14 protein-coding genes and 4 tRNA genes are annotated in these 11,696 nt (G+C 54.1%); 17 read left to right on the forward strand and 1 reads right to left on the reverse strand.

All coding sequences use genetic code 11. The features are described 5' to 3' along the window. The first annotated feature begins 5 nt into the window (after window positions 1-5). From HCU74_RS15285 to HCU74_RS15325, 9 genes are all read left to right on the forward strand, one after another. A complete protein-coding gene (locus tag HCU74_RS15285; protein WP_168451281.1) occupies window positions 6-845 on the forward strand; it encodes a thymidylate synthase in 840 nt (279 codons plus the stop codon). An 11-nt stretch (window positions 846-856) separates the two neighbouring features. Then, window positions 857-1,366, forward strand: a complete 510-nt coding sequence (locus HCU74_RS15290) for a dihydrofolate reductase (protein ID WP_345889692.1) — start codon at window positions 857-859, stop codon at window positions 1,364-1,366. Window positions 1,367-1,682: 316 nt separating this feature from the next. Beyond that, the gene (locus HCU74_RS15295) at window positions 1,683-2,513 is read left to right on the forward strand and encodes a DUF3450 domain-containing protein (protein ID WP_168451282.1); all 831 of its coding nucleotides are present in this window, start codon (window positions 1,683-1,685) and stop codon (window positions 2,511-2,513) included. Continuing rightward, window positions 2,513-3,901 carry a MotA/TolQ/ExbB proton channel family protein gene (locus HCU74_RS15300; protein ID WP_168451283.1) on the forward strand — a complete coding sequence of 463 codons (1,389 nt, stop codon included), beginning with the start codon at window positions 2,513-2,515 and terminating at the stop codon, window positions 3,899-3,901. Before HCU74_RS15295 ends, HCU74_RS15300 begins: the two co-directional genes overlap by 1 nt. Before the next feature lie 3 nt (window positions 3,902-3,904). Next, window positions 3,905-4,432: a MotA/TolQ/ExbB proton channel family protein gene (locus HCU74_RS15305; RefSeq protein WP_210425310.1), complete on the forward strand. Its 528-nt coding sequence runs from the start codon at window positions 3,905-3,907 to the stop codon at window positions 4,430-4,432. Window positions 4,433-4,442: 10 nt separating this feature from the next. After that, the gene (locus HCU74_RS15310; protein WP_168451284.1) at window positions 4,443-4,850 is read left to right on the forward strand and encodes an ExbD/TolR family protein; all 408 of its coding nucleotides are present in this window, start codon (window positions 4,443-4,445) and stop codon (window positions 4,848-4,850) included. A gap of 8 nt (window positions 4,851-4,858) precedes the next feature. After that, window positions 4,859-5,458 (forward strand): energy transducer TonB, encoded by a 600-nt coding sequence (locus tag HCU74_RS15315; protein WP_168451285.1) that lies wholly within the window; start codon window positions 4,859-4,861, stop codon window positions 5,456-5,458. Next, entirely contained in the window at window positions 5,458-6,840 is a 1,383-nt protein-coding gene (locus HCU74_RS15320; RefSeq protein ID WP_168451286.1) for a tetratricopeptide repeat protein, read from the forward strand. Before HCU74_RS15315 ends, HCU74_RS15320 begins: the two co-directional genes overlap by 1 nt. A 117-nt stretch (window positions 6,841-6,957) precedes the next feature. Then, window positions 6,958-7,944, forward strand: a complete 987-nt coding sequence (locus HCU74_RS15325) for a hypothetical protein (protein ID WP_168451287.1) — start codon at window positions 6,958-6,960, stop codon at window positions 7,942-7,944. Window positions 7,945-7,964: 20 nt separating this feature from the next. On the opposite strand, the gene HCU74_RS15330 is transcribed toward HCU74_RS15325, so the two are convergent. Continuing rightward, the gene (locus HCU74_RS15330) at window positions 7,965-8,294 is read right to left on the reverse strand and encodes a BON domain-containing protein (RefSeq protein WP_168451288.1); all 330 of its coding nucleotides are present in this window, start codon (window positions 8,292-8,294) and stop codon (window positions 7,965-7,967) included. A gap of 154 nt (window positions 8,295-8,448) precedes the next feature. Here HCU74_RS15330 and birA point away from each other — a divergent pair, with 154 nt between their 5' ends. The 8 genes from birA to HCU74_RS15370 form a co-directional block, all read left to right on the forward strand. Next, window positions 8,449-9,423: a bifunctional biotin--[acetyl-CoA-carboxylase] ligase/biotin operon repressor BirA gene (gene birA / locus HCU74_RS15335; protein ID WP_168451289.1), complete on the forward strand. Its 975-nt coding sequence runs from the start codon at window positions 8,449-8,451 to the stop codon at window positions 9,421-9,423. Between the two features lie 5 nt (window positions 9,424-9,428). Further along, the gene (locus HCU74_RS15340) at window positions 9,429-10,178 is read left to right on the forward strand and encodes a type III pantothenate kinase (protein ID WP_168451290.1); all 750 of its coding nucleotides are present in this window, start codon (window positions 9,429-9,431) and stop codon (window positions 10,176-10,178) included. Next, window positions 10,178-10,960, forward strand: a complete 783-nt coding sequence (locus HCU74_RS15345) for an SPOR domain-containing protein (RefSeq protein WP_168451291.1) — start codon at window positions 10,178-10,180, stop codon at window positions 10,958-10,960. The genes HCU74_RS15340 and HCU74_RS15345 overlap by 1 nt, the downstream gene beginning before the upstream one ends. A 38-nt stretch (window positions 10,961-10,998) precedes the next feature. Beyond that, window positions 10,999-11,074: transfer RNA gene (locus HCU74_RS15350), tRNA-Thr, on the forward strand. Window positions 11,075-11,165: 91 nt separating this feature from the next. Then, window positions 11,166-11,249 (forward strand) — tRNA-Tyr (locus HCU74_RS15355). Between the two features lie 36 nt (window positions 11,250-11,285). Next, a tRNA-Gly gene (locus HCU74_RS15360) sits at window positions 11,286-11,359 on the forward strand. Between the two features lie 35 nt (window positions 11,360-11,394). Further along, window positions 11,395-11,470, forward strand: a tRNA-Thr gene (locus tag HCU74_RS15365). A 97-nt stretch (window positions 11,471-11,567) separates the two neighbouring features. Further along, window positions 11,568-11,696, forward strand: a 129-nt coding sequence (locus HCU74_RS15370) for a GTP-binding protein (protein ID WP_246864667.1), incomplete at its 3' end; no start/stop codon positions are given.

Raw genomic sequence — 11,696 nt, forward strand, 5'->3', positions numbered from 1 at the left:
GGATTATGCAGCAGTATCTGGATCTGGTGCGGGATGTACGCGACAACGGTGTGACCAAGGGCGATCGCACCGGCGTGGGTACGCGTTCGGTATTTGGTCGCCAGCTTCGTTTTGATCTCAGTGCAGGCTTCCCGTTGTTGACGACGAAGAAAGTGCATTTGCGCAGTATTATTTATGAGCTGATCTGGTTCCTGAACGGCAGTTGCGACAACAACTGGTTGCGCGAGCGCGGAGTGAGCATCTGGGACGAGTGGGCGCTGGACAATGGCGACCTCGGCCCGATCTATGGCAAGCAGTGGCGCAGCTGGGCCTGCCCCGATGGCTCCACTATTGACCAGATCAGCGAATTGCTGGACATGATTCGCACCAAGCCCAATTCCCGTCGGCTGTTGGTAAATGCCTGGAACCCGGCGGACCTGCCTGATGAAAGCCTTAGCCCCCAGGAGAATGCCCGGCGGAACAAGGCGGCATTGCCGCCCTGTCATACGCTGTTTCAGTTTTATGTGGCCGAGGGTAAGTTGTCGTGCCAGTTGTATCAGCGCAGTGCTGATCTGTTCCTGGGGGTGCCGTTCAATATCGCCAGCTATGCGCTGCTAACCCATATGATCGCTCAACAATGCGATCTTCAGGTGGGGGATTTTGTGCATACCTTTGGTGACTGCCATCTGTATCTCAACCATTTGACCGATGATATTGTTGAAGAGCAGCTGCGGCGCGAGCCCCGGCCGCTGCCACGGCTGCACATCCGTCGCCGCCCGCCGACGCTTTTTGACTATGACTTCGATGACTTTGAGTTTATCGGCTATGATCCCCACCCGGCCATAAAGGCGCCGATCGCGGTCTGAGGAGGCTTATTGTGAGTATCAAGTTTGCCCATATTGTCGCAGCTGCCCGAAACGGCGTGATCGGTGTTGACAATCAATTGCCCTGGCGGCTTCCCGCGGATCTCCGCCGCTTCAAGGCATTAACCATGGGTAAGCCCATTGTTATGGGGCGCAAAACCTGGGAGTCGATTGGCCGGCCACTGCCGGGACGGGCCAATATCGTCGTCAGTCGAGACCCTCATTTTCGGGCGGAAGGGGCGCAGGTGTTCGCCGATATTGCCGGGGCGATGGCGCAAGCCGAGGTCGAGGCGACGCACAGTGGGGTTGACGAAGTCTTTGTGATCGGTGGCGAAACGATCTACCGCCAGACCCTGGCTGAGGTGGACCGGGTGTATCTCACAGAAGTGGATGTCGAGGTCGAGGGCGATGCGTTTTACCCTCCGCTTGAAGGGGCTGTGTGGCGAGAAACCGCCCGCGAGATCCCTGAGTCTGGCGAGAATACCGCGCCCAGCTGTGTTTTCCTGCTTTTTGAGCGCCGCTAACGGCGCTTTCCGTTGCGTTCGCTACTCGGGCTTGCAATAGCTCATAACAGCATGTTAGCGAATTTGTGGTGCAGTTTGTTACTGCGCGAGTCATTTTTGTTACCCGTCCCTACAAAAAAGTAACACTTCCCGTCTAGGTATTTGCCGTTATTTTTATATTACGAAACATTTAGTTTTCTCGTTGATTCTTGGGAAAGCCCGTGATTAAAATAAGTCCCGCTGTATGAAAGCACGGTCGTTATGACTGGCCGTACGGCTGCATCAAGATAATAAGCTCTGCTTTCACTAAACGTCCCAAATAGGAAAAGCAATTCCCATGAAAATGCATCGATTGAAATCAATCGCGCTGGCGGTCGCCGCGACTGCAGGTGTGCTCGCTGGATCGTCTGCTTATTCAGCTGAGCAAGACGCTGCTGCTGCACCCGCTGCGCCCCCCAAGCCGTTAGTACCCGTAAGTGCAATAACCAAAGTCGGCGAGCGTCGTGTTATCGCCGAACAGAAATCCCAGGTACGTATTGACCGCCTCGCCGCTGAAACTGGCGACCTGTTGCAAGACTATAAAACCGTCATGAAGCAAGTAGACGGTCTGCGTGTATACAACGCACGTCTTGAAAAGCAGATCGCTGGCCAGCTGCGTCGTATCGAGAGCCTGGGCAAAGCAGTCGATGAAGCTACTGTCATCCAGCGTCAAATTACGCCGCTGCTGATTCGCATGATCGACGGTCTGGAGCAGTTCGTGAATCTGGATGTGCCTTTCCACATTGACGAGCGTAAAGAGCGTGTTGAGTTCCTGCGTGACAATATGGATCGCTCTGATATCACTATTGCAGAGAAATTCCGTCAGGTGCTTGAAGCCTACAAAATCGAAAACGAGTACGGCCGCAAGATCGACAGCTACAAAGGCGTTGCCGATGTTGCTGGCTCTGAGCGCAACGTAAACTTCCTGCGTATCGGCCGTATCGGCCTGCTCTATCAAACAAACGACGGTGAGCACTCCGGAGCTTGGGACAAGACCCAGGGCCGCTGGGTGGAGCTGGATGCCGGCGATTATCGCGGCGCGATCCAGAAAGGTCTGCGTATCGCACGTAAGCAGGCGTCCATCGACATCATGAAACTCCCGATTCCGGCACCGGAGGCTGCAAAATAATGAAACGTAATCTCTTTAAAGCTGCCGTACTGGTTGTGGGCGGCGCTATCGCAATGGCCTCGCCGGTTATGGCTGAAGACGAGGCGAAATCGCTGGACGAGCTGCTGAAAATGGTCAAGCAAGGCCAGGTTTCAGATGCCCGTGAGCAACGCGCTCGCGAGCAGCGTTTCAAAAACGCCCGCTACGACCAGGAAAAAATGCTGAAGGAAGCCAAGGCAACTCTGGATGCCGAGGAGAAGCGTTCTTCAAAGTTGGAAAACACCTTTGAAGAAAACGAGTCAATGATCCTCGAAAGACAGCGTCAGCTGAAAGAGCGTCTGGGTACCCTGACCGAGCTGTTTGGTCACCTGACCTCTACTGCTGGTGATATGCGTTCCAACTTCCAGTCCTCGCTGATCAGCGTTCAGTTCCCAAATCGTGAAGAGTTTGTGGACCAGCTGATTGAGAAAATGGCTGGCGCTGAAGAGCTGCCCAGCATTGAAGAAATCGAGCGTATCTGGTTTGAAATTCAGCGCGAAATGACTGAGTCTGGCCGTGTGGTGAAATTCCGTACCACCGTCACCAGTGCTGCCGGCGAAAAATCCGAGCAGGAAGTTGTGCGTGTTGGTACCTTCAACCTGGTTAACTCCGAAGGTGAATACCTGCAGTACATTGCTGAAAACGGCACCGTACAGGTTCTGGCGCGTCAGCCCAATGGCCCCTACATGAGCTGGGCTGAAGATCTGGCCAGCGCATCGTCAGGTGTGACTCCATTTGGTGTTGACCCCACTGGTCCTACCGGCGGTTCTTACCTTGCAGCGCTGATCGATAGCCCGACTCTCACCGAGCGTTGGCACCAGGGTGGCGTTGTTGGTTACGTAATCTCTGCAGTCGGTGTGTTGGCTTTGTTGATTGCGGTATGGCGTCTGATTGTTCTGTCTATCGAAGACATGAAAGTTAACAGACAGCTTAAGAGCAGCTCTGCCAATGAAGATAACTGTCTGGGTCGAGTGCTGAAGGTTCATGAAAACAACCCCAGCATGGATTCTGAAACCCTGGAGCTGAAACTGTCCGAAGCGGTACTTAAAGAAACACCGCGTCTCGAACGTTCTCTCAACCTGCTGAAAATTATCGCTGCAGTAGCTCCGCTGCTGGGTCTGCTGGGTACGGTAACCGGTATGATCATCACCTTCCAGGCGATCACGATCTTCGGTGCAGGTGATCCGAAAGCAATGGCAGGTGGTATCTCCGGTGCACTTGTTACGACCGTTCTCGGTCTGGTTGTTGCGATTCCGACTGTACTGCTGCACACCTTCGTCAGCGGCCGCGCCAAGAAGATCTTGCATGTTCTTGATGAGCAGTCCACCGGCATTATCGCCGAACACACAGAAGGGCGCGCGGGGAACTAAGCGATGTACCAACTGAATGAATGGATTGAGATCATACGACGATTCATGGATTCCGGCGGCGATGTGCTTTGGCTCATCGCAGGGATCACCTTCGTCATGTGGACTCTCGCTATTGAACGGGTTTGGTATTACAAGTTCGCACTGTCGAAAGACGTCGATTACGCCATCAATACCTGGGAGGCGCGCGCTGAGCGCAAGTCCTGGAACGCCAAAAGGATTCGCGAAAAGTTGATCTCAGAGGTCACTCTGAAGATCAACGCGAGTCTCCCCATGATTCAGACCATGGTAGCGCTTTGTCCGCTGCTGGGTCTGTTGGGCACGGTCACAGGGATGATCGAGGTCTTTAATATCATGGCTGTGACGGGTGGTGGTGATGCCAAGTCTATGGCCGGAGGTGTTTCAAAAGCGACGATCCCGACAATGGCGGGTATGGTTGCAGCTCTGTCGGGTGTATTCGTCAATACTTATATCAAGAGTATTGCCGACCGCGAGAGCGAGCTTTTGGAAGACCATCTGACAACCGATCATTAAGAGAACAATTATGAGAAAGCATAGCAAAGCAGGTGCAGAGGAGAATTCCTCCGAGATCGACCTGACGCCGATGCTCGACGTGGTCTTCATTATGTTGATCTTCTTTATCGTTACGGCCTCCTTTATCAAGGAAGCCGGCGTTGAAGTGAATCGTCCTGAGGCGTCAACCGCTAACAAGAAAGAGAATGTCAATATTCTGATCGCTGTTACCGGTACCAATGAAATATGGATCGATAAGCGCCGGGTAGACAAGCGCGCCGTTCGCTCAGTAGTAGAGCGGATGCACGCGGAAAACCCGAAAGGTGCCGTGGTTATTCAGGCTGATAAGGCCTCGAATACCGAAACGGTTACTGCGGTTATCGACGCCAGCCGCGCGGCAGGCGTATACGATGTTTCCTTGGCCACTGAAGACAGCTGATCGATATTATGAATATTCGAATTCTGATCGGTGCCGCACTGGCCTTTGTGATAACAGCAGCGCTGTTTATCATAATGCCATATCTGATCGAGACAGCTGACAAGACGTTGGACGAAAAGCCGCGTACGAAGCTGGCCGATATTCAGATGCCGGACACCAAGATTGAAACTATGAAGGATGCCAAGCCTGATAAGCCGAAGCAGCCGGAAGAGCCACCACCGGATATGGAACAGCCGGAGATGGAAGATGTTAACCCTGACCTTGAAGCTGTCAATATGGCGCCGCAGCAACAGCTGCAGATGACCAATACAGCTGGTGGTCTGTCCGCCTCGGACGGGGAATATCTGCCTATCGTAAAGGTTGCACCAATCTATCCGCGTCGTGCGCAAAGCCGTGGTGTTGAAGGCTACTGTACGGTGGAATACACCGTAACCAAGGCTGGTACTACCAGGGATATCGTGCCCGTGGATTGTAGCCCCCCGGGTTACTTCGAGCGTGCCTCACAAAAAGCTGCGGAGAAGTTCAAGTACAAGCCGCGGGTTGTTGATGGGGAGCCTATCGAAGTGCCGGGTATCCAGAACCGCTTCACCTACGAGTTGGAGAAATAATGTCTGAATATCACTTGAGCACAAGTAAAGTGCGCCCGGTGCTGCTCAATCTGGCATGTTCCTTCAGTTTGGGTGTTGCTGCCCTGATGGCATTGCCTGTGGTCAGCTCTTCGCTGGCCCCGGCACTGCAGATGGATAGCCCCTTTGCCGCTCAGGCGGCCGAGAAGGAAAAGCCTAAGCGTAGTACCCGTCGTACTCCGGCAATTCGCGCGAAGATATTTGAAAAGCTCAATGCGGCGCAGGAAGCTGCCGATGCCAAACGCTATAACGAAGCGATTGGCATGTTGAATGAGTTGCGCGACAAGGAGGGTCGGGGCTCGCTGAACAGCTATGAGCTGGCCAACCTGTACAACATGTACGCCTTTATCTACTTCACTCAGGAGAAGTATGAGCAGGCGCTGGATGCCTACCGCAACGTAGTCAAGCAGCCGGATATTCCGGAAGCGATGGAGCTTAATACCAAGTACACCATTGCTCAGCTTTACTTTGTTAAGGAAGACTACAAAAACGGCGTTAACGTGCTGTTGGAGTGGTTCAAGGCCAAGCAGGAAATGCAGGAAGACCCGGGTGCCGGTGCCTATGCACTTTTGGCCCAGGGTTATTACCAGCTGAAAGACCTCGATCGCGCATTGAAGTACATTGAAGTTGCTATCAATGACTATCAAAAGCGCGGCAAGGTGCCCAAGGAGCAGTGGTGGGGCTTGCAGCGTTATCTCTATTACGAGAAAAACGACATCAAGCGCGTAGCGGCTATCCTCGAGGAAACCCTCAAGTACTACCAGAAAAAAGCCTATTGGCTCCAGCTTTCTGCGATGTACAACGAGATGAAGCTGGACCGCAAGGCTACCGCGACTATGGAAGCCGCTTACGAGCAGGGTCTGCTGGAGAAAGACAAAGAGCTGATCAATATGGCTTATTTGTATCTCTCTCAGGAAGTGCCTTACAAAGCGGCTAAAGTGCTCGACAAGGGCATCAAGTCCGGAGCTATTCCTGCAACGTCGAAGAACCTGGAAATTCTGGGTAACTCCTGGCGTCAGGCACAGGAAATCAAGCGCGCTATTCCGGAAATGGAAAAAGCGGCAGCCAAGTCCGACAAGGGCGAGCTGTGGTCGCGTCTGGGTAGTATTTACCTGGATAACGACGAGTTTGAAAAGGCAGAAAAAGCGATTGAAAGCGCCTTCCGTAAAGGCGACCTGAAGCGCCCTGATTCTGCTTATCTTGTTCTGGGCATGGCTCGCTTCAACTTGCAGAAATACGCTGAAGCGAAGAAGGCCTTCAAGGAAGCGCTCAAGAGCGAAAAGTCCAAGGACTATGCCAAAAACTGGCTTGAGTTTATGGAGCGGGAAATTGCTCGTCAGGAAGCACTGAAAGACGAAGTCTAAAATTCCCGGCAATAGTTCGCAAAGGCACCTCAGGGTGCCTTTTTTTATGGGCCTGTCTTGTCGCTGGGTGAAAAAAGCAACTATAGTCACAGGGTAGAGGGGGTAACGGGACCGTCAGTGAGATTAATAACAAGAATTATGGTTGGCGGTCTCGGTGTGTTGGCGGGTATCGCGGCCTATGCAGACGAAAGCCAGGAGCCCGCGACCGTTCCCGGGCAGCACCCTAATTTCCTGCTGAGAACCTTTGATAGCGCCGAGAAAACCAGAGACGATTGGTCGGCCCGTTGGGTGAGCTTCGCCGAACAGGTCGATCGCTATTTCAGTAAAGAAGATGCCCCCGCCGACTACACCAATGAGAGTTATCTGAAATTACAGATTCGCCAAAGCTTCCTCGAAGAGGGTGGGGTTGAGAGCGATGTACGGTTGCGGGCCAAATTTGATTTGCCGAACACCAAGCGCAAGGCCAAGCTGTTCTTTAGTAGCGATGATGAAAGTGACCGCAGTCTTGAAAATAGGGTCCGGACCGGTTCCAGTGGTGAAAGGGTGCGTAAGGATGACTCGCTGACCGGCCTGGAATTTGCCCCAGACTCGGAATGGCACCGCTGGAAGCGCAGTGCCCGGGTGGGTATCAAGTTTCGCGCGCCGCTGGTGCCCTTCGCGAAAGTGCGCATGCGTCGACCCTTTGAGAAATGGGGGGAGTGGACGCCTGAGTTTCAGCAGGAGTTCTGGTGGTTTCGCGACAAGGGCTGGGGCGAGACCTCGGAATTTCAGTTGGGGCGCCCTGTCGGGACGGCGTTTCACCTACGCTATGTCACTGTTCTGGAATTTGAAGATCAGAATGATTTTTTCGAAAACGTGCACGTGCTGTCTCTTCAGCACGGTTTGAGCTCGCGGGAAAGCCTTGAATATCGAGTGGGTGCTTTCGCAACCAATGAATTCGATACTCGGTTGACGGCTTACTTCACCGGGATGAGTTACAGCAAGCGCGTCTACGAGGACTGGGTGTTTCTTACCGTGAGTCCTGAATTGTTTTTTGCCCGCGATCAGGGCTGGGATGCCGACGCGAGCTTGACCTTTCGCTTTGACGTGTTTTTCTCCAATTAACGCCCTTTAGGGGTGTACTCCTAGCCGTCCAGGTTAACGGTTTTCACACTTTTGACCTGATCAAGTTTGCGTAGCCGTTCAACACTACGGTAAATCATCGTAGGGCTGTCGAGGTTTCCGCTCAATATGACCTCGCCGTTAATCGTTTCGACGAGTACCCGCCCGGAAATTTTTTCGTCGCTGTTGAGGTGGTCTATCGCTGCTGCGGTGGTAACTTTGTCCTGTTTGCTCATCGCAAAGGGTGACGGGGCTTGAACGGCGGTCGGCGCGCGATGGTGCTCCTCTGCGTAGGCTGCAGTAGCAATGAGCGGTAGCGCGATCAGTGAGGCCAGTGTGATCTGTTTGTACATGATGGGAGTCTCCGTCTTTTTTGTCTGTGTCTTTGTGTACGGTGTGCGTTATGAATTTGGATTACGGGCGCGAAAATCTCGCTGCGGTGTGATGCAAAGGACGGAAGGGGGTTTTCTGCTATGATTTGCTTCCTGAATATTTGGGGGTTGGGTTTTGATAAACACTACGCTGTTAGATGTGTTGGCTGATGGGGCATTTCATTCCGGTGAAGAGCTGGGTGCTGCGATGGGTGTCAGCCGCGCTGCAGTCTGGAAGCAATTGCAAAAGCTGGAAGAATTGCAGTTGACCCTTGAGTCGCAAAAAGGTCGTGGCTATCGCATTGAGGGCGGTCTCGATCTCCTTTCTCTCGAAGCCATTCGCTCAGCGCTGCCCGAGCAGAGCCGGCATATCGTCGATCGCCTGACTATCCTGCCGCAGACGGAGTCGACCAATACCGAAGCTGCGCAGCGAATTTTATCGGGCGACGCCCATGGGATATGTCTCGTGGCTGAGCAGCAGACAGCGGGCCGGGGTCGCAGGGGGCGTCAGTGGCTCAGCCCCTTTGCGCGAAACCTGTATTTTTCCGTTGTGTGGGAATTCTCCAGTGGTGCTGCGGCGCTTGAGGGGCTGAGCTTGTGTGTGGGTGTTGCGGTTGCAAGGGCCTTGCGTCGGCTCGGTGCGGAATCGCCCTCGTTAAAGTGGCCTAACGACGTGTTGCTGGATGGGCGAAAAATCGCCGGCATTTTACTGGAGATGCAGGGTGACCCGGCGGGCATATGTCAGGTGATTATCGGGGTAGGGTTAAATGTGCGCATGGGCGCTGTCGATGTCAGTGCTATCGATCAACCCTGGGTCGACCTGGCCAGCGCCGGTGTTGAGGCGCCGCGGAGTGCCGTGTTGGCGGTGGTGCTCGATGAGCTGTATCAGGCGCTCCTGGTATACGGTGAAAAGGGCTTTGCGCGGTTTCACCAGGAGTGGTCAGAGCTGGACGCGTTTCGCGACAGGGAGGTGGCAGTCACTTTGGGTGAAAAGCGCATCATTGGTCAGGCCCGTGGTGTGGAGGCAAATGGTGGCTTGGTGATTGACACCGAATTGGGTCGACGAGTATTCCATGGTGGCGAAGTATCGCTGCGTGCCTGTCAGGAGTAAGCCCATTGCTCAGTCTTCAGTTGGATGTCGGTAATACTGCGACGAAATGGCGATTGATGGATCGCGGGCGTCGGGTCAATGGTGGCCGCTGTTCTTTGGATGCTGAGTCATTGGATAGGCTTGCGTCCCTCAGTCCTGACGAGTTATGGGTGGCATCGGTGGCAAGCGATCAGGTAGAGGCACAGCTTTGCCGGGATTTTCAACGCCACGGACTTAAACCGGAATTTGTTCGTGCCGCTAACGAATGCGCCGGCGTGCGCAATAGCTACGCCGAGCCTGGGAAGATGGGCGTTGACCGCTGGCTGGCAATGTTGGGGGCTTATCGAGCGCACCCGGGCGGTGTTGTCGTGGTGGATGCGGGAACGGCGGCCACTATTGACCTTGTTGCGCCCGACGGCCGTCATATCGGTGGCTATATTCTGCCGGGGTTCAGGCTGATGTGCTCGTCGCTGACCGGAAGCACTGGCCGTGTGCGTTACGACAATGCCGCCGAAGTGTCGCTGCGACCGGGTCGGCAGACGGCGGATTGTGTAGAGGGGGCGGCTTGGTTGGCTCTGGTGTCCGCCGTCAGTGGTGCAATTGAGCAATACACCGTGGCAGAGGGTGTGGTGCCTGATGTCGTGTTGACGGGGGGGGATGCACAGGTAATTGCGGGGTTGGCTGGTAGTAGGGCGGCTGGTTGGAGCATTGTCGAAGAATTGGTGCTGGACGGTTTGCAGCTTGCCGTTCAGGCGAAAGGTTCGGGGGGGGGGTGATGCGCTGGGCATTCCTGTTGCTGGTGCTGCTTAATGGAGCGTTTTACGTTTGGCAGGCGTCTGAGAAAAGCTTCGATCGGCTGCAGGTGCTTGAGTCCCGTGAGGTCGCCCGGGGGAATATCACGCTGTTAGCAGAGCTGGCCGATGCCGGATCACCGTCTTCGCCTGTGGTGGCGTCAAAGCCAGCCGAAGCCGCTCAGGAGTCGGCGCGAGATTTGAAACAGCTTTCTGCTTCCGACTCCCCGCCGAGTGCCGCCGTTGATGGGTTGGTCGTGGCTGCGGAGGCCGAGGCGGATGTCGCGGAGGAAGAGTGTTGGTTTCTTGGGCCCTACGCAAAAAGGGAGGATAGGTTTGCAGTGCCGCCAGGTCTTAATCTTCGCTGGATGGAGGAGGAGTATCGTCGCGGAAGTGATTTTTGGGTGTATCTGGGCCCCTTTGCTACCTCCAAGGCCGCTGGTCAGGTTTTTGAGGAGTTACGCAGAAAGAAAATCGATAGTTTTGTGATCCGCCAAGGGGCGCTGAAAAACGCGGTATCGCTGGGGGTGTTCAGTGATCCCGAGCGGGCGCAAAAGCATATACGTTCGATGGACAAGCGTGGGTATAGCGCGGCGGTGCGTGAAATTGTCAAATATGCCGAGCGCTACTGGCTGGTGCGCCAAACCTATATAAATGAAGAGGGCTATCGCGATGGCCAGGAGTTTCTCGCGGCGCGGCAGGGGGTGGGGCGTACTCTGGACAAAAAAAACTGTAATCTGATTGCGTCTTACAGAGACTTGGACTAGAATGCCGCCCTCGTTCGGAAGCGACGTAGAAAGTTTGCGCTGGCGTAGCTCAGTTGGTAGAGCAGCTGACTTGTAATCAGCCGGTCGGGGGTTCGACTCCTCTCGCCAGCTCCACGTTTTCTACGCTCTGTTATATGATCTCGGCTCGTTGTCATATTAAGTTGACAAGTAGTTGATGAATAAGCAGAATGTTTCGCTCTTTCGAGGTGGGGTTCCCGAGTGGCCAAAGGGATCAGACTGTAAATCTGACGCGCAAGCTTCGGTGGTTCGAATCCACCCCCCACCACCATTATTGAAAGATGTACCAGCAGAATACTGAGTTTCAGCGGGTATGGTTCAATGGTAGAACCTCAGCCTTCCAAGCTGATGGTGCGGGTTCGATTCCCGCTACCCGCTCCAGTTTGCTCCGGCTGACGAAGTTTTTTGATTGCGGTGCTCATATAGCTCAGTCGGTAGAGCACTTCCTTGGTAAGGAAGAGGTCACCGGTTCAAGTCCGGTTATGAGCTCCATTATTTCGGCGACAAAAGCCCGGGTGGGTTTTTGTCTTTTTGTAGTGACTTGGCAAAATAGTGACTTTACGAGAAGGTCCGCTAGGAGACTGTCGCAATGGCGAAGGCAAAATTTGAACGTACAAAACCCCACGTTAACGTGGGAACCATCGGTCACGTTGACCACGGCAAAACCACTCTGACTGCGGCGTTGACCCGTGTTTGTGCAGAGGTTTTCGGTGGCGAG

Source organism: Spongiibacter thalassae, assembly GCF_012272835.1.
GTDB lineage: Bacteria > Pseudomonadota > Gammaproteobacteria > Pseudomonadales > Spongiibacteraceae > Spongiibacter > Spongiibacter thalassae.